We start from the raw sequence: 24407 nt of genomic DNA, 5'->3' as shown, positions 1-24407 counted from the left end.
TCACCTAAGCATTACCGGCCGGTAACCGGAAGGGGTCAGCGACGGTAGATGGTGATGGAGTATCCGACGTGGTCGATGGGCGTGCTGGTCTCGATCAGGCGGCGGAGGCGCGCGCCGGCGGTCGCCACCCGGGAGTCCGAGACCACCAGCAGACCGCGGACCTGATCCGCGGGCACCCGGAGCGGATCGTCGGCGTCGATCCCGTAGTAGGACGGCACGCCCGAACCCTTGTAGGCCAGCCAGACCCGCTCGCCCGGATAGCGGGACGACAGCCGCTGCCCGAGCCGCCCCAGGTCCTGTCCCCAGTCGACGTTCGCGTCGTGCAGGTTGTTGTGGGTGTTGTCGGTGCCGCCGAAGGCGACGTTCGAGTACGGCAGGTAGTACGGGAAGGTCATCAGCGACCCCACCGCCACGGTGCCCACGAGAACCCCGGCGACGGCCTTCGACCAGCGGAACCGGATCAGCGCCACGGTGCCGGCGGCGACCCCCAGGAACATCGGCAGGAAGATCACGTACCGGGTGCCGAAGTTGCGGCTGCCGGTCATCGCCGCCAGCAACAGCAGCGCCGAGACCGGCAGCACGTAGAGCGCCGCGGCCCGCAACCGGGGAATCACCAGCATCGTGACGGCACCGGCCACCCAGAGCGCCAGCATGGCCAGCGGCGTCTTGATCAGCAGTGCGATGGGCAGGTAGTACCAGCGCGAGCCCCGGTAGGCCTCGCCGAGCAGGAACCCGTTGAAGGCCCGGTCCTCGAACGCGAACTGGATGAGCATGCCGTCCCGGTAGGCCTGCGGGAACGGCAGCAGGTCGACCGCGAGGCCTCTCAGGCCGTCGACGTCCGGCAGGCCGGGCGGGGCGGTCCAGCGCAGCCGTGGATCGGCTGCCAGATAGGAGAGCCAGACCACGGCCACGGCGATCAGCCCGACCACGATCGCCGCCGCCACGCTGCGCAGCAGCGCGGTGCGCGCCGCGGTGGGTCGCTCCGGGTGCACCCGTTGCGCATGCCACATGGACCAGGCGGCAAGAGCAACAAGCAGCGGTACGGCCGGGAGCACGCTCATCCGGATCGCCAGCGCCGCACCGAGCGCCGCCCCGGCGAGCGGCAGATGGAGCAGCGGCCTTCCCCGGGCGCGCCAGGCCAGCCAGAACGCGGTGAGCAGCATCCCGGCGGCGGGCACGTCCAGCGTCGCCAGCGAGCCGTGCGCGATCACGTCGGGGGAGAAGGAATAGAGCCCCAGCGCGACCAGCCCGCCCGCGGGGCCGGCCAGGTCCCGGGCGAAGGCGAGCACCACCAGCCCGAACGCCAGCGTGAGCAGGATGATCGGCAATCGGGCCAGGAACATCACCCGGAACGGGTTGTTGCCGTTCTCGTAGAGCAGGTGGCGGCCCAGCTCGGTCTGGTTGCCGGGATGGGCCGGGTCGAGGCGGGGATCCGCGAACGCCGTCCCGGCCGCCATGATCAGCTTGCCGAGCGGCGGGTGCTCCGGGTTGTAGCGCAGGCTGTGCTGCTGCCGGTAGACCTCGGCGGTCGCCACGTAGACCGGCTCGTCGATGGTCGGCGACTGCTGCAGCGCGGTGGTCACCATGGCGAACGCCATCTGCCCCAGCATCGCGACGACAGCGAGCAGGTAGAACAGGCGTCGGCGAGGCATCGGCCCAACTTAGCCGGTCCCCCTGCCGGCGCTCACCCGCCCACCGCCCACTCGCCGCCGGCCGCCAGCCGCCCGTCGCAACCTTGCGTGTGAAGTTCGGGTCGCTATGTGGGCCGAAGTTCACACACAGAGGTTCAGAGAGCGACGGTTCGGATCGCGACCAGGCCGCGCGCGGCGTCGCCGGTGACCGAGGGGATCTCCAGGTTCCAGCCGCCGGTGAAGCAGCGGTCCGCGGCGAGGGAGCGCCCGGCCATCCGGCGCCGCCCGGCGGCGTACGCGCTCGTGCACGCGTCACCCGGAAGGGCGAGCTGAGCGGCGTGCACCCGGATGCCGTCCCGGTGCACCTCGAAGTGCAGGTGCGGCCAGCCGTCGGCGCCCGCGTCGGGAAAGGCGCTCGGGAAGCGGACCCAGCCGTCGTGGTCCGAGGTCTGCCGGGCGCCGGGTTCGGGACGGCCGCAGTGCCACAGCGTCACGATGTGTCCCCGCGCCGGGCGGCCCGAGGCGGCGCCGAGAAGGCGCAGCCGAACCGTGAGCGAGGCGGTGCGCCGAGCCGGCGTTTCCAGGGTGAGCATGGCGCCTCCAGACGATTGCCGTGCTCGTCCGTTCGGCAGCTCGGCCGGCCCGCGGATCTCCGCACGGGTTCCATTCGGGTGCGACAGCGAGCGCCCCGGCGAATCGTCGCCGGGGCGCTCGGAATGCTTCGGGGCGGTCAGACCGCCGGGCTGAGGTGAGGCGTGGTCGGCGCCTGCTCGGCCTGGTACTCCTCGAACTCCTTCTCGGCGGCCGCGAGCTTGGCGGGGTACGCCTTGCAGGCCTTGTACAGCTTGTAGATCAGGAAGGCCTCGAAGGCGAGCAGGGCCGCGCCGGACAGGATGGTGACCGGGAAGAGCAGGCCGGTCAGCGGGCCGATGATGAACACGAACATTTCGTACTCGATGCCGCTGAACAGGTGCGTGCGGATCCGGCGGGCCCGCAGGAAGTCGCCGACCCGGCGCTTGACCGACGGGTTGGTCACCGGCCGCGTGTCGGGCTCGGGCATCTCGTCGGCGGGCTCACCCGCGTCGGCGGCCGCCTCCGGCTGCACGGTGGTGGGCGGGCGCAGCGCCAGGAGCTGGTCGCGCATGCCGCGCCGGACCTTCGTCATCTGGCTGCTGTTCAGGTAACGGAACAGGTCCAGGAAGACGGCCACGGCCATCAGCCACAGGTACGACACCTCGCCGGTCTGCACGTACTGCCCGCCGAACAGGGCCAGGGCGATGAAGAAGACCCGGACCCGGTCGAGCACGAAGTCCAGCCACTGGCCGAAGATCGTGCCCGTCCCGTTCAGCCGGGCGATCTTGCCGTCCATGCAGTCGACGACGAAGCTCAGGTGGAACAGCAGGGCGCCGGCGACCAGGTACCAGCGATCGCCCATGGCGAAACAGACCGCCGCACCGGTGCCGAAGACGGTCGCCACCAGAGTCAGAACATTGGGTGTGATCCACCGGTAGGGGGCCACCAAACGCACCAGCGGAGCTGCCAACGGGTCGACCAGAAGCACGGTCCACCACGCGTCGACCGGCTTGTAGGTGCGCTCCCGGATCTCCTGCAAGGTCACCTTCACGCGCGGCACTCTAGACCTTAATCCTCGGAAAACTTCACGGACCCCGCCGGTTCACCTTCCGGTCCCGGCGGCCCACAGTTTTGTGTTGGGGAACTCTAACTTGTTCCCGGCCCGACGGCCTCTTCGGCAACCCGGAAATCAACCGTTTTGTGCCCTCAGCGTGCGCGCAGCTCCGCGCCGACGTCGTGCAGATGCCGCAGGGCCTGCCGGTACGACTCGGTCAGGCTGGTCATCTCGTACGGCACACCGATCTCGGCGCAGTAACGCTGCACCAGCGGCTGGGCCCGGCGCAGGTTCGGCGTCGGCATGGCCGGGAACAGGTGGTGCTCGATCTGGTAGTTCAGCCCACCCAGGGCCGTGTCGACCAGCCATCCGCCGCGGACGTTGCGGGAAGTCAGCACCTGCTTGCGGAGGAAGTCCTCGGTGCCGTCCGGATGCGGCATGCCCTTGTGGTTGGGCGCGAACGTCAGGCCCAGGTAGACCCCGAACAGCGCCTGGTGCACCACGAAGAAGACCAGTGCCTGCAGCGGCGACAACACCACGAGAAGCGCGGTGGCGTACGCCATGAAGTGGATGGTCAGCAAAGCGGCCTCCAGACCGCGCCGCTTGATCGAGCCCGCCCGCAGCGCGCGGACGCTGTCCCGTTTGAGGGAGAGGCCGAGCAGCGTGAGCAGCGGGAAGAAGAACCAGGCCTGGTGCTTGATCAGGAAACCGCCGCCGCGGGCGGCCTCGCGGGTCCAGACCAGCGCACCGGGACCGACGTCCGGGTCCAGATCGTCATGGTTCGGGTTGGCGTGGTGCTTGGTGTGCTTGTCCATCCAATATCCGTAGGACATCCCGATCGCCAGATTGCCGGCGATCAGCCCGGCCTGGGCGCTCGGCTTGTTGGTCCGGAACACCTGCCGGTGCGCGAGGTCGTGGGCCACCAGCGCCACCTGGGTGAACACCACGGCCAGGAAGACCGCCACGGCGAGCGTCCACCACGAGGAGCCCACCAGGAAGAACGCGTACCAGCCGCCGGCCAGGGCGATGGTCACCAGGCCCAGGCGCGCGGCGTAGTACTCGGGCCGGCGGCGGAGCAGGCCGGCCGCGTTGACCCGGCGGTTCAGCTCGGCGAAGTCGCTTCCCGCCGGACGGGTCTCAGCTGTCGTCGTCATGTCTCCAGGCAACCGGGCGGAGCGCCCGCGGTCAGGAGTGTCAGGTCCCCCTGCCCGGGGCGGTTGACCCCCCTGCCGCAGGTAGGGCTGGCACTACCGACACGGTGGCCGGGCCCGGTCAGGATGAGGACATGGAGTCGCGTGACTGGATTCAGGAAGGCATCCGGGCCTGGGGGCACGGGGCGCTGGCCGTGGTGCTCGCGGTGGCCAACATCCCGCTGTTCATCCTCTTCGTGCTGTCGCTGGTGCTCACCCCCGTGCTCGGCATCGGCCTGGTGCTGCTGCCGCTCGTGACCGCCCTGATCAGGGGGCGGGCGCACCTGGCCCGCACGTTCGGCGCGACGTACGGGGTGCCGATCGCCCGCCCGTACCGCCCCGGCCCGCCGGCCGGTGGCCTGATCCGGCGGTACCGGTGGATCGTCACCGACCCGGCCACCTGGCGCGACTTCGCGTGGCTGCTCCCCGGCGCGGTGGCCGGGCTGATCCTCGGTGTGCTCACGCTGGCCCTGCCGATCTACGGCGCGGAGGGAATCTTCCTGATCCCGCTCTGGATCTCGCTCGGCGTCGACGACTACGGCTACGGCGTGATCTGGCCGATCGAGACCATCGGGCAGGGCTTCCTGTCCCTGCCGCAGGGTGCGCTGATCCTGATCATCGGCGTCGGCGCGGCGCCGTACCTGCGACGCGCCGACTCGTACTTCAACCGGCTCTTCCTCGCCCCGACCCGCAACGCCGACCTGCTGCTGCGGGTCAGCCAGCTCACCGTGACCCGGGCCGACACCGTCGACGCGCAGGCCGCCGAGCTGCGCCGGATCGAACGCGACCTGCACGACGGCGCACAGGCCCGGCTGGCGTCGCTCGGCATGACCATCGGCCTGGCCGAGGCCATGGTGGACATGGACCCGAAGGCGGCCCGCGAGTTGCTCGCCGAGGCCCGCGAGAACAGCTCGGCGGCGCTGGTCGAGCTGCGCCACCTGGTGCGCGGCATCCACCCGCCGGTGCTCGCCGAACGCGGACTGGAGGGTGCGGTGCGGGCGCTGGCCATGGCGCTGCCGATCCCGGCCACGGTGGAGGCGTCGGTGCCGCGACGGCTGGACACGCCGGTGGAGTCGGCGGCCTACTTCGCGGTCGCCGAGATCCTCGCCAACGCGACCCGGCACAGCTTCGCGCAGACCGTGCGGGTGGAGCTCTGGCACACCGGCGAAGTCCTGGTGATGCGGGTCAGCGACGACGGCACGGGTGGGGCGGACCCGTCCCGCGGCACCGGGTTGCAGGGCATCGAACGCCGTCTCGCCGCCTTCGATGGCACGATGAGCCTGTCCAGCCCGCCGGGCGGACCGACTGTCGTGACCATGGAGCTGCCGTGCGCGTTGTCATCGCCGAAGACCTCGCCCTCCTCCGGGACGGCCTGACCCGGCTGCTGGAGGCTTACGACTTCCGCGTGGTGGCGGCCGTCGACAACGGACCGTCGTTGCTGCCCGCGCTGGTGGAGCACCGCCCGGACGTCGCGGTGGTGGACGTGCGGCTGCCGCCCACCTTCACCGACGAGGGGTTGCAGGCGGCGATCGCGGCCCGGGACGTGGTGCCCGGCATGCCGGTGCTGGTGCTCTCCCAGCACGTCGAGCCGCTGTACGCCCGGGAGCTGCTCACCGACCGCAAAGGCGGCGTCGGCTATCTGCTCAAGGACCGGGTCTCGCACGTGGCCCAGTTCGTCGACGCGGTCCGCCAGGTGGCGTCCGGTGGCACGGTGATGGACCCGGAGGTGGTGTCTCAGCTCCTGGCCCGCCACCAGCCGCCGCTGGCCAAGCTGACCGCCCGGGAGCGTGACGTGATCGGCCTGATGGCGGAGGGCCGGTCGAACGGTGCGATCGCCGCCAAGCTCTTCGTCGGGGAGAAGGCGGTCAGCAAGCACATCAACAGCATCTTCACGAAGTTGGCGCTGCCGCCCTCCGACGACGACAACCGTCGCGTCCTGGCCGTCCTCGCCTACCTCAACCCCTGACCTCCACCGTGGGGATTTTGGGTGCGGATCGGACCCGAAGTCCCCACGCTCGTGCTTCTTGTGTGGGGATTTTGGGTGCGGATCGGACCCGAAGTCCCCACGCTTGTGCTTCTTGTGTGGGGACTTGGGGTGCGGATCGCACCCCAAGTCCCCACGCGGTCAGTGCCAGGTGAGGCGGGCTATCCGGCCGTTCGTGCCGGAGGCCCAGCACGCGCCGTCGTCCGCGCAGGCCACCGCGTCGAAGCTGCCCGTGTCGAAGCGCCGCCAGGTGACACCCCCGTCGTAGGAGACGTCGCTGCCGGTCGGCCCGACCGCCAGCGCGGTGCGCCCCCGCCCGGTCCACGCGACCCCGGACCGGTATTCACCGGGCACCCGCTTCGCCACCGTCCAGTGCCGCCCGCCGTCCCGGGTGACCGCCGACCCGTCCGGCGCCGCCGCCGGGGTGTTGTAGTCCCCGCCCACCGCGATCCCGGTGCGCGTGTCCCGGAACGCCAGCGAATAGATGCCGGCCGTGGGGCCGCTGGGCAGCGGCGAGTCGGTCACCTTCCAGGTGTGGCCGCGGTCGGTGGAGTGGAACACCCGGGCGGTGGCGTCGCCGCCGGTCGCGAACCACGCGTGCCGGCCGACCGTCACCAGGCAGGTGCCGCTGGCCGCGAACGCGAACTCGCCGGGCAGCGCGGCCGGCATCCCGGTGGTGGGCCGCACCTGCCAGGACCGGCCGCCGTCGGCGGTGGCGAGGATCCGGAACTTTCCGCCGACCGGGTCGGACAGGGCCAGGCCGTGCCGCCGGTCGGAGAAGTCCATGCAGTCGTAGAAGGCGGTCTGCTCGTCGTTGCGGAACGTCTCGGTCCAGGTGCGCCCGCCGTCCGAGGTCCGGTAGATCCGCGAGGCCGGCCCGTTGCCGATGGTCAGCGCGACCGCGTGTCGCGCGTCGGTGGCCTCGACGTCCCGGAACTCGAGGCCGGCCGCCTCGGGCGGGCCCACCGAGCCCCAGTTGCGGCCGCCGTCGACCGTGCGCAGCACCGTCCCGGCCGAGCCCGCCGCCCACGCGACCTTCGCGCTGACCGGGGCGAGCCCACGGAACTGTGCGGTCACGCCGGTGTCGCTGAGCTGCCAGGACGGCCCGCGGCCCGGGGTGAAGCCGGAGCCGGCGAGCATGACGAGAGCGAGTGCTGAGATAGACAACTTTCGTTGCAGCGTCATGACTGGGCAACTTACCGCCAGACTGGGGTGTGGGGTACGCAACTACGACTTGGACCTGAAACAAGCGCTTACCACAATGTGAGATGTGCAGACGTTGGCCCAGCTCCCCGTGACCGTGGCGATCACCCGCCGAGCCGATCCCGAGCGCGCCGCCGAGATGGCCGCCTGGGTCCGGGCCGGCGCGTCGCTGGCCGAGGACTTCCCCGGTTTCCTCGGCACCGGCTGGGTGCGCCCGGAGCCGGGCTCCGCCGAGTGGCACATGCTCTACCGGTTCGCCGACGCCGAGTCGCTGCGCAACTGGGAGCAGTCCTCGCAACGGCAGTGGTGGCTCTCCTCGGCCGAGGGTTTCGTCGAGCACACCCGGGAGGAGCGGCGCACCGGCATCGAGGGCTGGTTCGACCCGCCGCAGGACCGCCTCGACGAGCCCGTCGAGAAGGCCGCGCCGCCCGCGCCGCGGCGCTGGAAGCAGGCGGTCACCATCTGGCTCGGCTTCTTCCCGGTCAGCCTGGTCGCCGCGGTCCTGCTGATGCCGCACCTGGACGGTCTCAATGTGGTGCTGCGGACGCTGATCAGCACGCTCTGCCTCACCCCGGTGATGACCTATCTGGTCCTACCCCGGGTCACCAAGGCCCTGCAACCCTGGCTCCGCCGCTAGGCCGCTGGGCCGCTAGATCTTCACCTCGACGAGCTGACGGCCGGCCAGCGTCTCGACCCGGACGGCGGCCACGTCCGGCAGTGCGACGAGCGCGACCCCGTCGATGCTGGTGGCGGCGTCGGCCGCCTGGGCGGAGACCCGCCAGGTGCCGGCCTCGCGCCGGGCGCCGTCGCGGCCGACCACGAGGAGCCGGCACTGCTCGCCGGCCGAGACGCCGCCGACGGTGGCCCGGAGGCGGACCCAGCCGTCGGCGGGCTGGAGCGCGACGGTCATGGTGGCCCCGGTCGCCGGGTCGGTCGCCGTCGCGGTCCGGGTGCCGGGCGCGGTGGTGGCCGATGCGGCCGGAGGTGGCGCGGGCTCCTCGACCAGGGCGCTGCCACCGAGCACGCCGCCGGCCAGGACCGCGGCGCCGGTCACCACGGCGGCGGCGATCTGGGTCGTACGCCGCTGCCGTCGCGTCCGGAGGCGCTCCTGCCGTGCTTGCCGCAGGGTGCGTTGCAGCAGCAGATCGCCGTCGTCCGGCGGGCCCTCGACGAGGGCTTCGGGTGGGATGCCGCCCAGGGCGGCCTCCGTCTCGCGCAGCGCGTCCACCTCACGCCGGCAGACCGCGCACACCCCGAGGTGGTCGCGCACGGTGGCCTGCTCACTCTCCTCCAGAACCCCCAGGAGGTACGCCCCGAGCAGCTCGTTGTCGTGCCGGCTCATCCCGCGGTCCCGTTCACCACGATCATCAGCGGTCCCGCGGGCGTGGGCTCGCTGATCACCTCCCGTAACCGCCGGAGCGCGTAGTAGCTGCGCGATTTCACGGTGCCGGCGGGCACGCCCAGCTGGGCCGCCGCCTCGTCCACACTGCGGCCCTCGAAATAGAGCGCCCGCAGCACTTCCCGGTGTTCCGGGGAGAGCGACTCCAGCGCTCCCAGCAGCGTCATCGAGTCGATCACCGCGTCCGCGTGGTCCCGTTCCACCGGGGCGGTGTGCACCGTCTCGGCCACCTCGGCGGGCCGGGCCCGGCGGGCGCGGTGCCGGTCGATGGCGACGTTGCGGGTGATCGTGAACAGCCAGCCGCGGACGGACCCCTTGTCGTCGGTCAGCGCGTCCGGGTGCCGCCAGGCACGGATCAGCGTCTCCTGCACGACGTCCTCGCCGAGCGCGCGGTCGCCCATCAGGCGGGTCGCGTACGCCAGCAGCGCACCGCCGTGCTCGGCGTACAGGCGCCGGATCAGGAACTCGTCGCTGGTGCTCTCGCGGCCGAATCGGCGCATGCCCTGATCCTTCCGCGGCGCGCGAGCCGTGTAATCGCCCCGGCGAGGGACGAAACGGGGCGGCATTCACCCGACGGGAGGAACCGTGAAGTTCGGCCGAACCGGCGTGAACCCGGCCACCCCGCCCGCCGTGGTGGCAGTGAACTCGGCAGGGGGCCGGGAACGGGAGGAACCATCATGCGAAAGATCAAGAGCGCCGTCGTCGTCGCGATCACCGTCGGCGCGACCCTTTTCGGCAGCACCCAGGCCGCTTCGGCCGGGGCGCAGGCCGCTTCCTCGAAGGCCGCCGCAGCCGGGGCGCAGGCCGCCTCCAACCGGCAGAACTGCAGCGGCTGGGACCAGTCGCGGATCCTGTCGGACGAGGACTCGTGGGGCCGGCTGTCGCAGCGCGTCTGCATCGAGTTCACCGCCGACTACGAGTGGGTGCGGCAGCGGATCGACACCCGGATCGACTGGCCGTCGTACCACCGCACCTGGAAGGACCGGTCCGTCCGGCTCGACGGGCTGAGGCAGTGGGTGGACGGCACGAACCGTGGCGTGCACATCGACTCGGCGACCTGCGGCCGCAGCTCGTTCGCGTACGACGGCGACTACGGGGACTGGCGGATGGCGCACTGCCGGACCGGCTGGCGGTCGTTGCGCATCGGCACCTACCGGGTGTGGGGCAGGAGCACGTTCGAGTACGGCGGCCTGCAGCGCTCGCTGGGGACCACCGGCGAGCACGGGGTCCGGTTCTCCTGACGGTCACCCGGTCAGGTTCCCCCGAATACCCGGCTATCAGCCTTTATCCGGCGATAGAGGATTGAGGTCGGCATCGGGGAGGGAGCGGTCGATGGGTGACACCGAGCGGATCGGCCGCTACCAGCTGTGGGAGGAGATCGGGCGCGGTGACTGCACGATCGTCCGGCGTGCCACCGTGCCCGGCGCCCCGCCGATCGCCGCCAAGCTGCTCCGGCCCGATCTGGCCCGCAGCCCTCGGGTCCGGGAGCTGCTGAAAAGGATCGGGAGTGCGCTGAGCCAGGTGCCGCACGACGGGATCGTCCGGATGCACGACCTGGTCGCCGAGCCGGACCGGCTCGCCCTGATCGTGGACTTCGTGGACGGTCCCAGCCTGCGGGCGTACATGGCGGGGGAGGGTGGGACGCTGCCGCTGGAGGACTCGGCGGGGGTCGTGGCGCAGGTGGCCGACGTGCTGGCCACCGTGCACGCGCACGGTCTCGTGCATCTCGACCTGAAACCGGAGAATGTCCTGCTGGTGGGCGGGGCGTACCCGTTGCGGGTGAAGGTCGGCGATTTCGGGATGGCCGCACTGGCGGCCGGTCCCGGTGTCCCGGCGGGTGCCTACGCGGCGCCGGAGCTGGCCACCGGCGGGCCGCCGACCGCCGCCGCCGATGTGTACGCCCTCGGCGTCCTTCTCGCCGAGATGACCTCCGGGACCCGCCCCGCGCCCGGCCGTTCCGGGTTGCAACGGGTCCCGCACCCGGTCCGTGACCTGGTCCGGGACTGCTTGGCGACGCACCCGTGGGAACGTCCGGCAGCCAGTGACGTGGCGATGCGGATCCGGGCCGCCGTGGTCGCGGCCGCCCCGCCCGAACCCGCCTGGCCCGCGCCCGGGCCTTCGCCTTCGCCGCAACCAGCATCGCCGGCCGGCCGGCTGTTCGGCACCGGTCTCCTCGGCGGCCGCCTCTCCCGCCCGGTCCACCGGCGGGCGGCCTGGGCAGCCGGCGCGGCGGGCGCGCTCGTGGCGGCCGTGCTGATCGGCCTGACGGTGCGAGTGGGCAGTGGTGATCCGGGCACGGAACCGGTCGCCGGGCCGTCGGCGGCCACCGGCTTCGGCGCGAGACCCGGCGGGGGGAACGCGGTGCCGGGCGAGGACCCCGTCGTCGAGAGGCAGAAGCTGGCGAACACGGCGCCGGCCCGGGCCACCTATGCGGCGCGCCTGCCCGGCGGCGCGGGCACCCTCTCGCTGGCGGTACGCGACGGGCGCGTCGTCGCGTACCTCTGTGACGGCGACCGGGTCGAGGCCTGGCTGAAGGGGTCCGTCCAGGGTGACCGGATCTCCCTGGCCGGGGGTGCCGGCGCGGCGCTCACCGGGACCATCACCAAGGATCGCGTCACCGGCCGGGTCACCGTGCAGGACCGCCCGAACGATTTCTCGTTGCCGCGGGTCACCGCGCCGTCCGGGCTCTACCGGGCGGCGGCCCGGCTGCGGGGCGCGGAGATCCGGGGCGGCTGGATCGTGCTGCCGGACGGCTCCCAGGTCGGTGTGCTGACCACGAACGGTTCCCCCGGACCGGCGCCCAGCCTGGACACCGGCGCAGGGTCGGCCGCGGTCGGCGCCGACACCGTCCCGGCGATCCCGGTCGACGTCACCACCGGCACCGGCTTCTGATCCACGACACGGACCCTAGCCGTCCAGCAGCGCCCGCAGGCGCAGACTGTCGGCGACCGTCCAGCCCGCCGGCGGCGCGATCGCGGCCCAGGCGTCCACGGTCTCCGACTTGTAGACGTGACCGTGCCCGGTCGGCACCTTGTTCGCGAAGATCAGATCGCAGGTGGTCTGCCAGAACGTGATGCCCGGGTACCAGTGCATGTCCGGCGTCACGTCCGGGCCGCGCTCGCCGGTCAGCCAGGACGGCTTCTTCCAGAGCACGTCCCAGCTCCACCAGACGATCGGGTCGGTGGCGTTCTGCAGATAGACCGCTTTCGGCCGGGGCCCGGTCAGCTCGCGCAGGGAGGCCGCGTTCTCGGCGAACTCCACCGGCAGGCCGGGATAGTCGGGCGCCCAGACCGGGCTGCCCTCGGCCCGCGCCTCGGTCAGCCGGCGGTGGATCGGGTTGGCGAAGGTCGGCCCCAGCATCAGCACGCCGTCGGCGCCGGTGACCATTTGTTCCGCGGTCCCGAAGACCTTCTCCAGGCCGTACGTCCCCAGGCTCTCGCCGAAGAGCAGCAGCTTGGGCCGGGTGGCCTCGGGCAGCGCCGCCCAGCGTTCCCGCACCGCGCCGAGCAGCGCGTCGGCCCCGCTGACCACTTCCGACCGGCTTCCGAGGAAGGCCGCCCAACTGGGCAGGTAGGAATACTGCATGGAGACCAGCGCGGTGTCGCCGGCGTACATGTACTCCAGCCCGCGGGTGACCTTGCCGTCCACCCAGCCGGTCCCGGTCGGTGTGATCAGGGCGATCACCGACCGCTCGAAGGCCCCGGTCCGGTCCATCTCCCGGACCACCAGCGCGGCCCGCTCCTCGAGCGTGCCGGCCGAGGTGAGGCCGGCGTAGACCCGGATCGGCTCGGCCACCGGGCGCCCGGCGAAGGCGCTGAGCTCCTCGCGGGACGGCGCGCCGGCCACGAACGAACGGCCCTGCCGGCCCAGTGAGTCCCAGGTCATCAGCGAATGCGGCCCGCCGGACCGCAACGCCGAGGTTGGCACGTGCACCCCGTTGCCGGTCCCTCTGTTGGTCACCGCGGCGGACCGGTCGGCCATCGCGAACACCGGCGTCACCAGCAGGTTGTCGAACGCGCCGTAGGCGAGCACGGCGACCACGACGGTGCCCGCGCAGTACGCCGCCCGGTCGTTGACCACGCGCCGGAACAGCCAGGCGGAGACGTACGTGGCGAGCAGCAGCATGCGGGCGATCAGCAGCAGCAGCCCGAATGTGAGCAGGCTGGCACCGACGGTGCGGACCACGTCGTACTCCTGGGCCGGCTCCATGCCCAGGCGGACCCGCAGCGCGCGTTGCCACCGGGTGCCGAGCCAGAGGAACGCGAGCACCAGCAGCGGCACCACGGTGATCAGAACCCGCCAGGCGATCCGCACCACCCGGTCGCTGAACGGGCGGCGCAGGGAGATCAGCGCGCCGATGCCGGTGCCCAGTGCGTACCCCATCGCGGCGGTGATGCCGGCGATCACGCCCTGCAGGAACCACGCCCGCGGCAGCAGCGACGGGGTGAAGGAGAGGCAGTAGAAGACGGCGGCGAAGGCCACGCCGGTGACGCTGAAGCCGGATCTGATGAAACGCGGACGGTCCGGGGTGACCTGCGCGGGCCGGGCGGCGGCCGTCTCCGGTGATTTCCGGGGTGCGGGGACCCGGCTGCGAAGTGGCGCCAGGAGTCCCGGTGGCGGCGCCACGACCTGTCTGCGCATGCGGTGCTCCGTTCATCGACGCCGGCCGTCCGGTCACCATCGCTCGTCGAACGCAAGGCCGGACCGCACCGGAGTGCCGGATCCGGCCCCGCCGAATGCCTCCTCCATCATCAGGGGTCGATGCTGCCGAGCGCCGCCCCCTTTTCCCCGGGTTTTGCTCCGCCGAACCCCCGGTTGACATGGGTGCGCTCCCCTAAGTCGTTTCCTTTCAGACACCCGTCCCGCTGCCGATGACTTGCGGTGAGGAGGGACGCGATGCGCCTGCGCAACTGGATCGCGGTGATAGTCAGTGTGATTCTGCTGGCTGCCGCCGGGGTCATCGGATTCCTGGTCAACCGGTCGGCGCTGGAGGCAGCCGACGCGGTGCACCGGGCGGACAGCAGTGCGCTCGGCACGAACAACGGCACCCTGACGGGACAACTCCAGCTGAACTCGGCGGCCGAGCTCGCCCAGATCCTGAAGGAGCACGTGCTGCACCTGGCGGTGGGCTCCGCGGCGGACCGGACGCTGTTGGTGGCGGCAGCGGGCAAGAGCGCCACGTTCCGGTACGGGATGCTGACCACCGACCTGAGCGGCAACGTCCTGACCGCCAGCCGTGACGAAGGTCTGCCCGACCCGGCCGACCCCGCGTTCCGGCCGATGCGCGAGCTGCTGGCCGCGGGCAAGCCCGGCTTCTCCGACGTGATGGTCGTGAACGGGGTCGCGTTGACCGCGGTGGCCGTGCCGGTGATGGTCGGCGGGACGCCGGCCGGTTTCCTGATCGGCCTGAACGAGACCGCGAAGACGTCGCTGCAGAGCTACCTCGCCCGGCTCTCCTCGGAGGGGCACCGGACCACCGTGGTGGACCACAACGGCACGGTCGGCGCCGCCAGCGATCCCGCTCTGATCGGCACCAACCTCGGCCCCGCGCTGAAGCCGTACCTGAACCGCGGTGGCGTGCACTTCGTCGAGTACACCGCGGACCGGACGGCGATGATCGGCATTGTGGTCGGTGGCCTGCCGAGCGGCTGGTCGTACGTGCGGACCCAGACCAAGTCGTCGTTCGACGGTGTGGTGCACAGCCGCAGTCAGACCCTCAACCTGACGCTGCTCGCGATGCTGCTGATCGGGGTGGCCGGCATCACGGTGCTCGGTTACCGGACCCAGGTCACCCGGCGCCGCGCGGACGAGCGTTTCCAGGCCCTCTTCCAGCACGCCCCCGACCTGGTCTCGGTACTCGACGGCGAGGGCCGGATCATCTTCAGCAGCCCGAGCGCGCACACCGTGCTCGGCTACAAGACCGGGGCGCTCGCCGGGCACAGCGTCTTCGAGCTGGTGCACCCGGAGGATCAGCCGCGGATGAGGGAGGGCCTCGCCGCGCTGGTCGCCGACGCGTCCGGGGTGCTGCGGCTGCAGTGCCGGGTCCGGTCGCCCGAGGGTGACTACCGGTGGTTCGACTTCACCGCCTCCAACCAGATGCACAACCCGGCGCTGTCCGGTGTCGTGATCAATGCCCGGGACGTCTCGGAGAACCGGGCGTTCCAGGAGCGCCTGGCGCACGAGGCCCAGCACGACCCGCTGACCGGCCTGCCGAACCGGCGGCGGATGCAGGACGCGCTCGGCTCGACGCTGCGCGACGCGCCGGTCGCGGTGCTCTTCGTGGACCTGGACGGCTTCAAGCCGGTGAACGACGCGTTCGGCCACGAGGTGGGTGACGAGTTGCTCCGGCAGGTCGCCGACCGGCTCAGCGCCTGTGTCCGCTCCGGCGACGTGCTCTCCCGGGTGGGCGGCGACGAGTTCGTGATGCTGATGCCCGGCGTGACGCCGGACGACGCGGAGACCATGAGCGGCCGCCTGCGGTACGTCCTGGAGCTGCCGTTCCGGATCGCCGGCCAGGAGATCCTGATCGGCGCCAGCATCGGGGTGCACGTGGCGCCCGTCGCCGAGGACCCGGACACCGCGCTGCGCGCCGCCGACCACGCCATGTACGCGATCAAGCACAAGGGCGGCAGCCGCGGTGACGGGGTCGACACGAGCTGGGTCGGCAGGCACCGCGCCGGCGACTAGACTTCGGCACACTGAACTTCATGCACGCTCAGTGCAATGACTTAGGGTGCAATGACTGAGGGTGCAACGAGATGAAACGGTGGTGACCGCGGTGTCCAAGGTGCTCTCCCGGCGTGATCTCGAGTTCCTGCTCTACGAATGGCTCGACGTCGAGGCGCTGACCGCGCGCGAGCGGTTCGCCGAACACTCCCGGGACACGTTCGACGCGTTCCTGGACCTGTCCCAGCAGATCGCCGAACGCGACTTCGCGCCGCACAACCGGAAGAACGACCTGCACGAGCCGACCTTCGACGGCGAGCGGGTCGAGATCATCCCGGAGGTCGCCCAGGCACTGCGGGTCTTCGGTGAGTCCGGGCTCCTCGCCGCCACCCTGGACGAGAAGCGCGGCGGGTCGCAGCTGCCACTGGTCGTCGGCCGGGCGTGCTTCCTCTGGTTCCAGGCCGCCAACACCGCCACCTCGGCGTACGCGATGCTCACCTCGGGCAACGCCCACCTGCTGCTGGCGCACGGCACCGAGGAGCAGATCCGCACCTACGTCGAGCCGATGATCGAGGGCCGGTTCACCGGCACCATGTGCCTCTCCGAGCCGCAGGCCGGCTCCGCGCTGAGCGACGTGCTCACCAGGGCGGTCCCGGCCGGCGACGGCAGCTACCGCGTCACCGGCAGCAAGATGTGGATCTCCGGCGGCGACCACGAGCTGAGCGAGAACATCGTGCACCTGGTGCTGGCCCGGGTGGCCGGGGCGCCGCCCGGTGTCAAGGGGCTGTCGCTGTTCATCGTGCCGAAGCGGCACGTCGGCCCGGACGGCACGGTGGGCGAGCGCAACGGCGTCACGCTGGCCGGCTTGAACCACAAGATGGGTTACCGGGGCACCACCAACGCCGTGCTCGCCTTCGACGAGGCCACCGGTTACCTCGTGGGGGAGGAGGGGCGCGGCCTGGCGTACATGTTCCACATGATGAACGAGGCCCGGATCGGTGTCGGCGCCGGCGCGGTCGCCCTCGGCTACACCGGCTATCTGCACGCTCTCGATTACGCCCGGGAGCGGGCGCAGGGCCGGCCGCCGGCCGACAAGAACCCCACGGCGGCGCCGGTGGCGATCATCAAGCATCCGGATGTACGACGGATGCTGCTCTCCTCGAAGTCGTACGTCGAAGGGGGTCTCGCCCTGGTGCTCTACGCGGCGAAGCTGCTCGACGAGCCGTCCGAGGAGAACAATCTGCTCCTCGACGTGCTCACCCCGATCGTCAAGGCGTGGCCGTCGCAGTGGTGCCGGCTCGCCGACGACCACGCCATCCAGATCCACGGCGGGTACGGCTATACCCGCGAGTACCCGGTCGAGCAGTTCTACCGGGACAACCGCCTCAATTCGATCCACGAGGGCACCGACGGCATCCAGGCTCTCGATCTGCTCGGCCGCAAGGTCACCATGCACGGCGGCGCGGGCCTGGGCGTGCTCGCCGGCCGGATCCGGGCCACCGCGGCGAAGGCGCCGGACGACCTCGGCGGTCCGGTCGCCGAGGCCTGTGACCGGCTGGTGCGGACCACCGCCAAGCTCTGGGCCTCCGGTGATCCGTCGTCCGCGCTGGTCAACGCCACGGCCTACCTGGACGCCGCCGGCCACTTGGTGATCGCCTGGCTCTGGCTGGAGCAGCTGATCGCCGCGGGGGACAAGACCGGCGACTTCTACGACGGCAAGCGGCTCGCCGCCCGCTACTTCGTCACCCATGAGCTGCCCCGGATCGCCCCGCTGCTGGACCTGCTCGACTCGGGCGACACGCTGCTTCGGGACATGGACGACGCCTGGCTGGGATAGCTTCATGACATGGCCGGTAAAGCCACTGTCATCGAAGTGGGCGACTACGACGTCCGGGTCTCCAACCCGGACCGGATCTATTTCCCCGAGCTCGGCGCCACGAAGCTCGACCTGGTCGAGTACTACCTGGCGGTGAGCGACGGGATCGTCCGGGCGCTGCGCGAGCGTCCCTGCATGCTGCACCGCTTCCCGGACGGCCTGGCCGGGGAGAAGGTGCATCAGAAGCGGGTGCCGAACGGCGCGCCGCCCTGGCTGGAGACGGTCCGGGTGAAGTTCCCGCGATACAACCGGCACGCCGACGAGCTCTGCGTGACCAAGCCGGCCGACGTGATCTGGGCGGTCCAGATGTCCACGGTGGAGTTCCACCCGTGGAACTCGCGGCGGGCCGACACCGAACGGCCCGACGAGTGGCGCATCGACCTGGACCCGATGCCGGACTGCCCGTTCGACACCGTGCGCCGGGTTGCGGGGGTCGCCCACGAGGTGCTCGGCGAGCTGGGCATCACCGGCTTCCCGAAGACGTCGGGCGGCAAGGGGCTGCACATCTACGTGCGGATCGAGCCGAGGTGGGGCTTCTCCGACGTGCGCCGGGCGGCGCTCGCCTTTGCCCGCGAGGTGGAGCGCCGGGCGCCGGACGACGTGACCACCACTTGGTGGCGGCGGGACCGCGATCCGAGCGCGCTGTTCATCGATTACAACCAGAACGCCCGCGACCACACCATCGCCAGCGCGTACTCGGTGCGTGGCGTGCCCACGGCGACCGTTTCCACCCCGGTCGCCTGGGACGAGATCCCGGACGTCGACCCGCGCGACTTCACGATCCGCACGGTGCCGGCCCGGTTCGCCGAGCTGGGTGACCTGCACGCCACGATCGACGACCGTGCGTTCGCCCTCGACACCCTGCTCGAGTGGGCGGACCGCGACGAGAAGGCCGGGCTCACCGTCCCCGACGAGTAGTTTATCGAGATCATTTAATGGGCAATGGCCCGCAATGGCCCTCTCCGCCCTCGACCGTGAGCACACGGTCGCCCCGGCGGGATACAGCCGCTGGCTCATCCCGCCCGCCGCGCTTTCTGTGCACCTGTGCATCGGCCAGGCGTACGCCACAAGTGTCTACAAGAACTCCCTGGTCCAGCACTTCGACACCAGCCAGACCGCGATCGGGATCGTCTTCAGCATCGCGATCGTGATGCTCGGCCTCTCCGCCGCGATCGGCGGCACCTGGGTGGAGGCGAACGGTCCCCGCAAGGCCATGTTCGTGTCCGCGTCGTTCTGGGCGTCCGGCTTCCTGGTCGGCGCCCTCGGCATCGCGACCGGGCAGCTCTGGCTGCTCTACCTCGGCTACGGCGTGCTCGGTGGGATCGGCCTCGGCATCGGTTACATCTCGCCGGTCTCCACGCTGATCAAGTGGTTCCCGGACCGGCCCGGCCTGGCCACCGGTCTGGCGATCATGGGCTTCGGCGGCGGCGCGCTGGTCGCCGGGCCGCTGTCCCGGCAGCTGATGTCGTTCTACGACAGCGGGTACGACCCGAACGTGGCGACCTCGGTGGCCAGTGGCAGCGCGTTGACCTGGCTGTTCGTCACGCTCGGTATCTCGTACTTCGTGATCATGATGTTCGGGGTGTTCAACATCCGCGTGCCCCGGCAGGGGTGGCGGCCGGACGGCTGGGACCCGGCCACGGTGAAGGAGAAGCCGCTCGTCACCACGGCCAACGTGTCCGCGTCCAACGCCCTGCGGACCCGCGCGTTCTGGCTGCTGTGGATCGTGCTGTTCTGCAACGTGACCGCCGGCATCGGCATCCTGGAGCAGGCCAGCCCGATGATCCAGGACTTCTTCCGGGAGAACGGCGAGTCCGCCGTCGCGGTGACCGCGGCCGCCGGCTTCGTGGGCGTGCTGTCGCTGTTCAACATGGCCGGCCGCTTCGTCTGGTCGTCCACCTCGGACCTGATCGGCCGCAAGCCGATCTACATGATCTATCTCGGCGGCGGCATGGTGCTGTACGCCCTGCTGGCGACGTTCGGTCAACTGCACACCGCACTGTTCGTGCTGCTGGCCGGCGTGATCCTGTCGTTCTACGGCGGCGGGTTCGCCACCGTCCCGGCGTACCTGCGGGACCTGTTCGGCACGTACCAGGTGGGTGCGATCCATGGCCGGCTGCTGACCGCCTGGTCCGCCGCCGGGGTGGCCGGGCCGCTGATCATCAACGGCTTCCTGGACGCTCAGGGCAAGCCCGGCACCCTGACCGCGGACGCCTATCGTCCCGCGCTGTTCACCATGGTCGGCCTCCTCGCCGTCGGCTTCCTGGCGAATCTGCTGGTCCGCCAGGTCCCGGAGCGTTTCCACGAGCCGGCTGACAAGAAGGCGGAGGAGGTGGCGGCATGAGGCTCTTCGTCTCCTGGGCGCTGGTGAGCGTCCTCCTCGGTTACGGCATCATCCAGACGGTCATCACCGCGGCGAAGCTCTTCCAGTAGTGCTCTCCCGCACGATCAGCTGGTGCGGGGCGCGTACCTCCAGGCCGGGCGGGGGCGTCGGGCTGCTGATCCGCAGCAGCAGGCGCTCCACCGCGGTCGTCGCGATCATCTCCTTGTCCGGGGAGATGGTGGTGACCGTCGGGTTGGAGAACCGGCCGTCCTCGATGTCGTCGTAACCGATCACCGCCACGTCCTCGGGGACCCGCAGTCCCCGGGAGACGATGGTGTGGATGGCGCCGAGGGCGACCAGGTCGCTGTAACAGAAGACGGCGTCCGGTGGCTCCGGCAGATCCAGCAGATGCGCCATGGCGCGGGCGCCGTCGATCCGGTTGAACCGGGGCGTACCGATGATCAGGTCTTCCCGGGCGGTCAGCCCGCGCCCCTGGTGCGCCTCGCGGAAGCCGCGGGTCCTGCGCTGCGCCGCCTCGCCGGTGGCGTACGGCTGATCGCCTATCGCGGCCACCCGCTGCCGGCCGAGGTCCAGCAGGTGCTCGGTGGCCTGGCGGGAGGCGGCCACGTCGTCGATGCCGACATGGTCGAAGGTTCCGTCGCTGGCCCGCTCGCCGAGGATGACCAGAGGGAGCGAGGTGTCCCGGTCGGTGAGGGCCTGCTGGTCGAGGCCGAGCGGGCTGAAGATGACGCCGTCGAAGAGCAGCCGTCGGGAGCCGTGCGCGATGAAGGCCCGCTCGTGTTCCGGGTCGCCGTCGGTCTGGTCGATCAGCACGTTGTAGCCGCTGACCCGGGCGGCGCGGATGACGCTCTGCAACAGCTCGGCGAAGTACGGGGTGTCCAGGTACGGCACCACCAGCGCGATCTGGCCGGACCGGCCCTGCGCGAGGTTGCGGGCCAGCACGTTCGGCCGGTAACCCAACTCCGCGACCGCGCGCTCGACCCGGACGCGGGTCCGCTCGGTGACGTTCGCATAGCCGTTCACCACGTTGGAGACGGTGCGGCTGGAAACGCCGGCCAGCTCCGCCACGTCACGCAAAGTGACTTCCCGACGCAATGTGCCCCCCTTTGCGGCTTACCGCGAGCGCCAAGTTTCCGGCAGGTTACCTCTTGCCGTCGCATGGACGCCCGTGCATGCTGTCTTTGCAGCGCTGCAAAATCGTAGCAACATCAGTCCACGCGGCCATACCCGCAGGTGGGACGAGGGTTTTGGAGCGTGGCGGCCGGCCCTTGGTGTGCCAGCACCGCAGGCCGGCCTTCCCGACATGTCAACCGAGAACTCCACCGCTTCGACCAAGCGCAGAAACCCTGTGAGGGCCCGATGAACGTCAGGAACTTCAGTCTAGAGCGACGCCTGCGGCGATCAGTCGTGACGGCGGTCGCTGCTTTCACCGCGGTGACGATGGTGGCGTGCAGCAGCGACTCCGGTGACACGCCCGCGGAGAAGCCGACCGGCCCGGTGACCGTCAAGGTCTGGGCCTGGTACCCGGAATTCCAGGGTGTCGTCGACCTGTTCAACAAGACCCACACCGACATCAAGATCGAGTGGACCAACGCGGGCACCGGTCAGGACCAGTACACCAAGCTCCAGACCGCGCTCAAGGCCGGCAAGGGCGCGCCGGACGTGGCGATGCTGGAACTCCAGGAGATCCCCACCTTCCAGCTCACCGGGAAACTGGTCGACCTGGGCAAGTACGGCGCGAACGACGTCAAGGGCGATTACGTCGACTGGGCGTGGAAGCAGGTCAGCTCCGGCGAGCAGGTCTACGCCATCCCGGTCGACGCCGGCCCGATGGCGATGATGTACCGCGACGACATCTTCAAGAAATACAGCCTGACCGTGCCGAAGACCTGGGACGAGTACAAGGCCCAGGCGGAGAAGCTGAAGGCCGCCTCCGGGGGCAAGAGCTTCATGACCGACTTCGGCGCCAACGACGGCGGCTTCATGAGCGGGCTGTTCTGGCAGGCCGGGGCCCAGCCGTACACCTATGACCCGGCGAACAAGTCGAACATCACGGTGAACGTCAACAGCGCCGAGGCCAAGAAGGTCACCGAGTACTGGGAAGGCATGGTCGACGCCGGTCTCGCGGACACCACGGCGTTCCACACCACGGACTTCTACAACGGACTCGGCTCGGAGAAGTACGCCACCTATCTGGCGGCCGGCTGGGGTCCCGGCTACATCCAGGCCAACGCCGCCAAGTCGTCGGGCAAGTGGAAGGTCGCGCCGCTGCCGCAGTGGACCGCCGGCGCCGACGCGCAGGGCGACTGGGGCGGCTCGTCCTTCGCGGTGACCGACCAGGCCAAGTACCCGGACGTCGCGGCCAAGGTCGCCATGGAGATCTTCGGCGCCAGGAACACCGAGGCGTGGAAGATCGGCATCGACAAGGCGTTCCTCTTCCCGACCGCCACCCCCGTCCTGGAGTCGGAGGCCTTCCTCACCAAGGAGTACGAGTTCTTCGGCGGTCAGAAGGTCAACGAGGTCTTCGTCCCGGCCTACAAGGCGATCGGCCCGTTCTCCTGGAGCCCGTTCAACAGCTACAACTTCAACCAGCTCACCACCAACCTGAACCAGGCGATCGAGAAGAAGACGTCCTGGACGGCGGCCCTGGACGCGGCGCAGGCGAACATCAAGACCTACGCCACCCAGCAGGGCTTCAAGGTCCAGTAATGACCGAGGTCCGCACCGAGCCCGCGGTCGCCGTCCCGGCGACCGCGGGCCCTGAGCCCCGGGCCCCCCGCAGGCGCCGGACGAACCTGCGGGAGGCGGCCGTAGGCTGGCTCTTCGCGCTGCCGTTCACGCTCCTGCTGATCGCCTTCCTGCTGCTGCCGATGGCGTACGCCTTCAAGATCAGCCTTTACCGGTCCACCCTGATCGAGGGTGAGGTCTTCGCGTTCTTCGAGAACTACCAGCAGGCGATCGGCGACCCGTTGTTCCGCGAGGGCGTGACCCGGGTCCTGATCTTCGGCCTGATCCAGACCCCGGTGATGATCGGGATCGCGCTCGTCGCGGCCCTGCTCATCGATGCCGCGACGTCGCGGTTCTCGCGCTTCTTCCGGCTCGCCGCCTTCGTCCCCTATGCCGTGCCTGTGGTCATCGGCACGCTGATGTGGGGCTTCCTCTACAGCGACAGCGTCGGCCCGTTCGCCGGCCTCGGGATCGACTTCGTGGCCGGTGACACGGTGCTGGCGTCGCTCGGCAACATCGTCACCTGGCAGTGGGCCGGTTACAACATGATCGTGCTGTACGCGGCCTTGCAGGGTCTGCCCCGGGAGATCTACGAGTCGGCCCGCATCGACGGCGCGAGCGAGGTGCAGATCGCTCTCCGGATCAAGACGCCGATGATCTCCGCGGCGCTCGTGCTGGCCACCCTGTTCACGATCATGGGCACGCTGCAGTTCTTCACCGAGCCGCTGATCCTGCAGCCGCTCAACCCGGGCGCGATCACCAACCACTACACGCCCAACATCTACGCCTACCACCAGGCGTTCTCGTTCCAGCAGTACAACTACTCGGCGGCGATCTCGTTCCTGCTCGGCGCGGTGGTGCTCGTCGGGTCGTACGTCTTCCTGTTCGCCACCCGGAAGCGGAGCGCGCTGCAATGAACATCAAGAAAGGCAGCGTCGCCGCGCACCTCGCCATGGGCCTGATGGCGATCTACTTCCTGCTGCCGTTCTGGTGGCTGCTGGTGGCCGCGACCAAGGACAACGACGGGCTGTTCCAGTCGGCGTCGCTCTGGTTCGCCGACTTCAACCTGTTCGAGAACCTGCGGCTGCTGGTCGATCAGGAGAACGGGGTCTACCTCACCTGGCTGCGCAACTCGGCGTTCTACGCGGTGGTCAGCGGTGTCGGCGCGACCGCGATCTCGGCGCTGGCCGGGTACGCCTTCGCCAAGCTGCGCTTCCCCGGCCGCACCGGGCTCTTCGCCCTGCTGCTCGGCCTGATCATGGTGCCGGCAACAGCGCTGGTGCTGCCGACCTACCTGCTGATGTCGCAGGCGAACCTGGTCGACACGATCTGGGCGGTGATCCTGCCGTCGCTGCTCAACCCGTTCGGGGTCTACCTGCTGCGGGTGTACGTCCACGACTCGGTGCCGGACGAGATGCTCGAGGCCGCCCGGATCGACGGGGCCGGCGAGTTCCGGGTGTTCCGCAGCGTGGCCCTGCCCGCCATGCGGCCCGCCCTGGTCACCGTCCTGCTGTTCAGCATGGTGGCGTCCTGGAACAACTTCTTCCTGCCGCTGGTGATGCTGAGCGACGACCAGCTCTACCCGCTGACGGTCGGACTGCGGGCCTGGTACATGTCCGCGATCATGGGGAACGGCGGAGCAGCCACCTTCAACGTGATCGTGACCGGCGCCCTGGTGGCCATCGTGCCCCTGATCGTCGCCTTCCTGATGTTGCAGCGGTACTGGCGCGGTGGCCTGACCATCGGCGCCGTCAAGTGAC

At 70.4% G+C, this 24407-nt stretch carries 22 protein-coding genes; 13 read left to right on the top strand and 9 right to left on the bottom strand.

What is annotated here, in order from left to right; translation table 11 throughout:
- Positions 1-35 precede the first annotated feature (35 nt).
- From AC0NH5_RS01055 to AC0NH5_RS01040, 4 genes are all read right to left on the bottom strand, one after another.
- On the bottom strand, positions 36-1652 hold the full coding sequence (locus AC0NH5_RS01055) for a phospholipid carrier-dependent glycosyltransferase (RefSeq protein ID WP_474398766.1): 1617 nt from the start codon (positions 1650-1652) through the stop codon (positions 36-38).
- 134 nt (positions 1653-1786) lie between these two features.
- Positions 1787-2224, bottom strand: a complete 438-nt coding sequence (locus tag AC0NH5_RS01050) for a peptidase associated/transthyretin-like domain-containing protein (RefSeq protein WP_474398763.1) — start codon at positions 2222-2224, stop codon at positions 1787-1789.
- 137 nt (positions 2225-2361) lie between these two features.
- Positions 2362-3255 (bottom strand): CDP-alcohol phosphatidyltransferase family protein, encoded by an 894-nt coding sequence (locus AC0NH5_RS01045; protein ID WP_474398761.1) that lies wholly within the window; start codon positions 3253-3255, stop codon positions 2362-2364.
- A gap of 155 nt (positions 3256-3410) precedes the next feature.
- The gene (locus AC0NH5_RS01040) at positions 3411-4412 is read right to left on the bottom strand and encodes a fatty acid desaturase family protein (RefSeq protein WP_474398758.1); all 1002 of its coding nucleotides are present in this window, start codon (positions 4410-4412) and stop codon (positions 3411-3413) included.
- Positions 4413-4543: 131 nt separating this feature from the next.
- Here AC0NH5_RS01040 and AC0NH5_RS01035 point away from each other — a divergent pair, with 131 nt between their 5' ends.
- A complete protein-coding gene (locus tag AC0NH5_RS01035; RefSeq protein WP_474398756.1) occupies positions 4544-5824 on the top strand; it encodes a sensor histidine kinase in 1281 nt (426 codons plus the stop codon).
- Positions 5776-6414 carry a response regulator gene (locus AC0NH5_RS01030; protein ID WP_474398755.1) on the top strand — a complete coding sequence of 213 codons (639 nt, stop codon included), beginning with the start codon at positions 5776-5778 and terminating at the stop codon, positions 6412-6414. The genes AC0NH5_RS01035 and AC0NH5_RS01030 overlap by 49 nt, the downstream gene beginning before the upstream one ends.
- A 159-nt stretch (positions 6415-6573) precedes the next feature.
- Here AC0NH5_RS01030 and AC0NH5_RS01025 read toward each other — a convergent pair whose 3' ends face one another.
- The gene (locus AC0NH5_RS01025; protein ID WP_474398753.1) at positions 6574-7599 is read right to left on the bottom strand and encodes a WD40/YVTN/BNR-like repeat-containing protein; all 1026 of its coding nucleotides are present in this window, start codon (positions 7597-7599) and stop codon (positions 6574-6576) included.
- Positions 7600-7702: 103 nt separating this feature from the next.
- Between AC0NH5_RS01025 and AC0NH5_RS01020 the strand changes: the two genes are divergently transcribed.
- On the top strand, positions 7703-8272 hold the full coding sequence (locus tag AC0NH5_RS01020; RefSeq protein ID WP_474398751.1) for an antibiotic biosynthesis monooxygenase: 570 nt from the start codon (positions 7703-7705) through the stop codon (positions 8270-8272).
- 12 nt (positions 8273-8284) lie between these two features.
- On the opposite strand, the gene AC0NH5_RS01015 is transcribed toward AC0NH5_RS01020, so the two are convergent.
- Both AC0NH5_RS01015 and AC0NH5_RS01010 read right to left on the bottom strand, forming a co-directional pair.
- A complete protein-coding gene (locus tag AC0NH5_RS01015) occupies positions 8285-8977 on the bottom strand; it encodes an anti-sigma factor family protein (protein WP_474398748.1) in 693 nt (230 codons plus the stop codon).
- A complete protein-coding gene (locus AC0NH5_RS01010; protein WP_474398747.1) occupies positions 8974-9534 on the bottom strand; it encodes a sigma-70 family RNA polymerase sigma factor in 561 nt (186 codons plus the stop codon). The genes AC0NH5_RS01015 and AC0NH5_RS01010 overlap by 4 nt, the downstream gene beginning before the upstream one ends.
- A 177-nt stretch (positions 9535-9711) precedes the next feature.
- Here AC0NH5_RS01010 and AC0NH5_RS01005 point away from each other — a divergent pair, with 177 nt between their 5' ends.
- Both AC0NH5_RS01005 and AC0NH5_RS01000 read left to right on the top strand, forming a co-directional pair.
- Complete coding sequence (locus AC0NH5_RS01005) at positions 9712-10275, top strand: hypothetical protein (protein WP_474398744.1); 564 nt, start codon at positions 9712-9714, stop codon at positions 10273-10275.
- A 91-nt stretch (positions 10276-10366) separates the two neighbouring features.
- The gene (locus tag AC0NH5_RS01000) at positions 10367-11926 is read left to right on the top strand and encodes a serine/threonine-protein kinase (protein WP_474398742.1); all 1560 of its coding nucleotides are present in this window, start codon (positions 10367-10369) and stop codon (positions 11924-11926) included.
- Between the two features lie 15 nt (positions 11927-11941).
- On the opposite strand, the gene AC0NH5_RS00995 is transcribed toward AC0NH5_RS01000, so the two are convergent.
- Positions 11942-13675 (bottom strand): alpha/beta hydrolase, encoded by a 1734-nt coding sequence (locus AC0NH5_RS00995; RefSeq protein ID WP_474398739.1) that lies wholly within the window; start codon positions 13673-13675, stop codon positions 11942-11944.
- A gap of 255 nt (positions 13676-13930) precedes the next feature.
- Between AC0NH5_RS00995 and AC0NH5_RS00990 the strand changes: the two genes are divergently transcribed.
- From AC0NH5_RS00990 to AC0NH5_RS00970, 5 genes are all read left to right on the top strand, one after another.
- Positions 13931-15721, top strand: coding sequence for a diguanylate cyclase domain-containing protein (locus tag AC0NH5_RS00990; protein WP_474398737.1), 1791 nt, complete (start codon positions 13931-13933; stop codon positions 15719-15721).
- Positions 15722-15812: 91 nt separating this feature from the next.
- Positions 15813-17537: an acyl-CoA dehydrogenase gene (locus AC0NH5_RS00985; protein WP_474400297.1), complete on the top strand. Its 1725-nt coding sequence runs from the start codon at positions 15813-15815 to the stop codon at positions 17535-17537.
- Between the two features lie 9 nt (positions 17538-17546).
- Positions 17547-18494 carry a non-homologous end-joining DNA ligase gene (gene ligD, locus AC0NH5_RS00980; RefSeq protein ID WP_474398734.1) on the top strand — a complete coding sequence of 316 codons (948 nt, stop codon included), beginning with the start codon at positions 17547-17549 and terminating at the stop codon, positions 18492-18494.
- Positions 18495-18528: 34 nt separating this feature from the next.
- Positions 18529-19920 (top strand): OFA family MFS transporter, encoded by a 1392-nt coding sequence (locus AC0NH5_RS00975; RefSeq protein WP_474398732.1) that lies wholly within the window; start codon positions 18529-18531, stop codon positions 19918-19920.
- Complete coding sequence (locus AC0NH5_RS00970) at positions 19917-20009, top strand: MFS transporter small subunit (protein WP_474398730.1); 93 nt, start codon at positions 19917-19919, stop codon at positions 20007-20009. Before AC0NH5_RS00975 ends, AC0NH5_RS00970 begins: the two co-directional genes overlap by 4 nt.
- Here AC0NH5_RS00970 and AC0NH5_RS00965 read toward each other — a convergent pair.
- Complete coding sequence (locus AC0NH5_RS00965) at positions 19984-21015, bottom strand: LacI family DNA-binding transcriptional regulator (protein WP_474398727.1); 1032 nt, start codon at positions 21013-21015, stop codon at positions 19984-19986. The two genes, AC0NH5_RS00970 and AC0NH5_RS00965, sit on opposite strands and share 26 nt — an antisense overlap.
- A 312-nt stretch (positions 21016-21327) precedes the next feature.
- On the opposite strand from AC0NH5_RS00965, the gene AC0NH5_RS00960 reads away from it, so the two are divergent.
- The 3 genes from AC0NH5_RS00960 to AC0NH5_RS00950 are packed head-to-tail and all read left to right on the top strand — an operon-like array spanning position 21328 to position 24406.
- Positions 21328-22629 carry an ABC transporter substrate-binding protein gene (locus AC0NH5_RS00960; RefSeq protein ID WP_474398725.1) on the top strand — a complete coding sequence of 434 codons (1302 nt, stop codon included), beginning with the start codon at positions 21328-21330 and terminating at the stop codon, positions 22627-22629.
- Positions 22629-23564 carry a carbohydrate ABC transporter permease gene (locus AC0NH5_RS00955; protein ID WP_474398722.1) on the top strand — a complete coding sequence of 312 codons (936 nt, stop codon included), beginning with the start codon at positions 22629-22631 and terminating at the stop codon, positions 23562-23564. The genes AC0NH5_RS00960 and AC0NH5_RS00955 overlap by 1 nt, the downstream gene beginning before the upstream one ends.
- On the top strand, positions 23561-24406 hold the full coding sequence (locus AC0NH5_RS00950; protein WP_474398721.1) for a carbohydrate ABC transporter permease: 846 nt from the start codon (positions 23561-23563) through the stop codon (positions 24404-24406). The genes AC0NH5_RS00955 and AC0NH5_RS00950 overlap by 4 nt, the downstream gene beginning before the upstream one ends.
- The last annotated feature ends 1 nt before the right edge of the window (position 24407 follow it).

The sequence above is a fragment of the Actinoplanes sp. 13 genome (assembly GCF_056134165.1).
The sequence above is the reverse complement of the archived record's forward strand: the minus strand, read 5'-3'. Positions and strand labels throughout refer to the sequence as shown.

Excerpts from the sequence above, each read along its gene's own strand:
- AC0NH5_RS01005 (WP_474398744.1), top strand. The coding sequence starts at position 9,712 with ATGCGAAAGATCAAGAGCGCCGTCGTCGTCGCGATCACCGTCGGCGCG.
- AC0NH5_RS00955 (WP_474398722.1), top strand. The coding sequence starts at position 22,629 with ATGACCGAGGTCCGCACCGAGCCCGCGGTCGCCGTCCCGGCGACCGCG.
- AC0NH5_RS01035 (WP_474398756.1), top strand. The coding sequence starts at position 4,544 with ATGGAGTCGCGTGACTGGATTCAGGAAGGCATCCGGGCCTGGGGGCAC.
- AC0NH5_RS01015 (WP_474398748.1), bottom strand. The coding sequence starts at position 8,977 with ATGAGCCGGCACGACAACGAGCTGCTCGGGGCGTACCTCCTGGGGGTT.
- AC0NH5_RS00995 (WP_474398739.1), bottom strand. The coding sequence starts at position 13,675 with ATGCGCAGACAGGTCGTGGCGCCGCCACCGGGACTCCTGGCGCCACTT.
- AC0NH5_RS01010 (WP_474398747.1), bottom strand. The coding sequence starts at position 9,534 with ATGCGCCGATTCGGCCGCGAGAGCACCAGCGACGAGTTCCTGATCCGG.
- AC0NH5_RS00950 (WP_474398721.1), top strand. The coding sequence starts at position 23,561 with ATGAACATCAAGAAAGGCAGCGTCGCCGCGCACCTCGCCATGGGCCTG.
- AC0NH5_RS01050 (WP_474398763.1), bottom strand. The coding sequence starts at position 2,224 with ATGCTCACCCTGGAAACGCCGGCTCGGCGCACCGCCTCGCTCACGGTT.
- AC0NH5_RS00970 (WP_474398730.1), top strand. The coding sequence starts at position 19,917 with ATGAGGCTCTTCGTCTCCTGGGCGCTGGTGAGCGTCCTCCTCGGTTAC.
- AC0NH5_RS01040 (WP_474398758.1), bottom strand. The coding sequence starts at position 4,412 with ATGACGACGACAGCTGAGACCCGTCCGGCGGGAAGCGACTTCGCCGAG.
- AC0NH5_RS00975 (WP_474398732.1), top strand. The coding sequence starts at position 18,529 with ATGGCCCTCTCCGCCCTCGACCGTGAGCACACGGTCGCCCCGGCGGGA.
- AC0NH5_RS00990 (WP_474398737.1), top strand. The coding sequence starts at position 13,931 with ATGCGCCTGCGCAACTGGATCGCGGTGATAGTCAGTGTGATTCTGCTG.
- AC0NH5_RS01000 (WP_474398742.1), top strand. The coding sequence starts at position 10,367 with ATGGGTGACACCGAGCGGATCGGCCGCTACCAGCTGTGGGAGGAGATC.
- AC0NH5_RS01055 (WP_474398766.1), bottom strand. The coding sequence starts at position 1,652 with ATGCCTCGCCGACGCCTGTTCTACCTGCTCGCTGTCGTCGCGATGCTG.
- ligD (WP_474398734.1), top strand. The coding sequence starts at position 17,547 with ATGGCCGGTAAAGCCACTGTCATCGAAGTGGGCGACTACGACGTCCGG.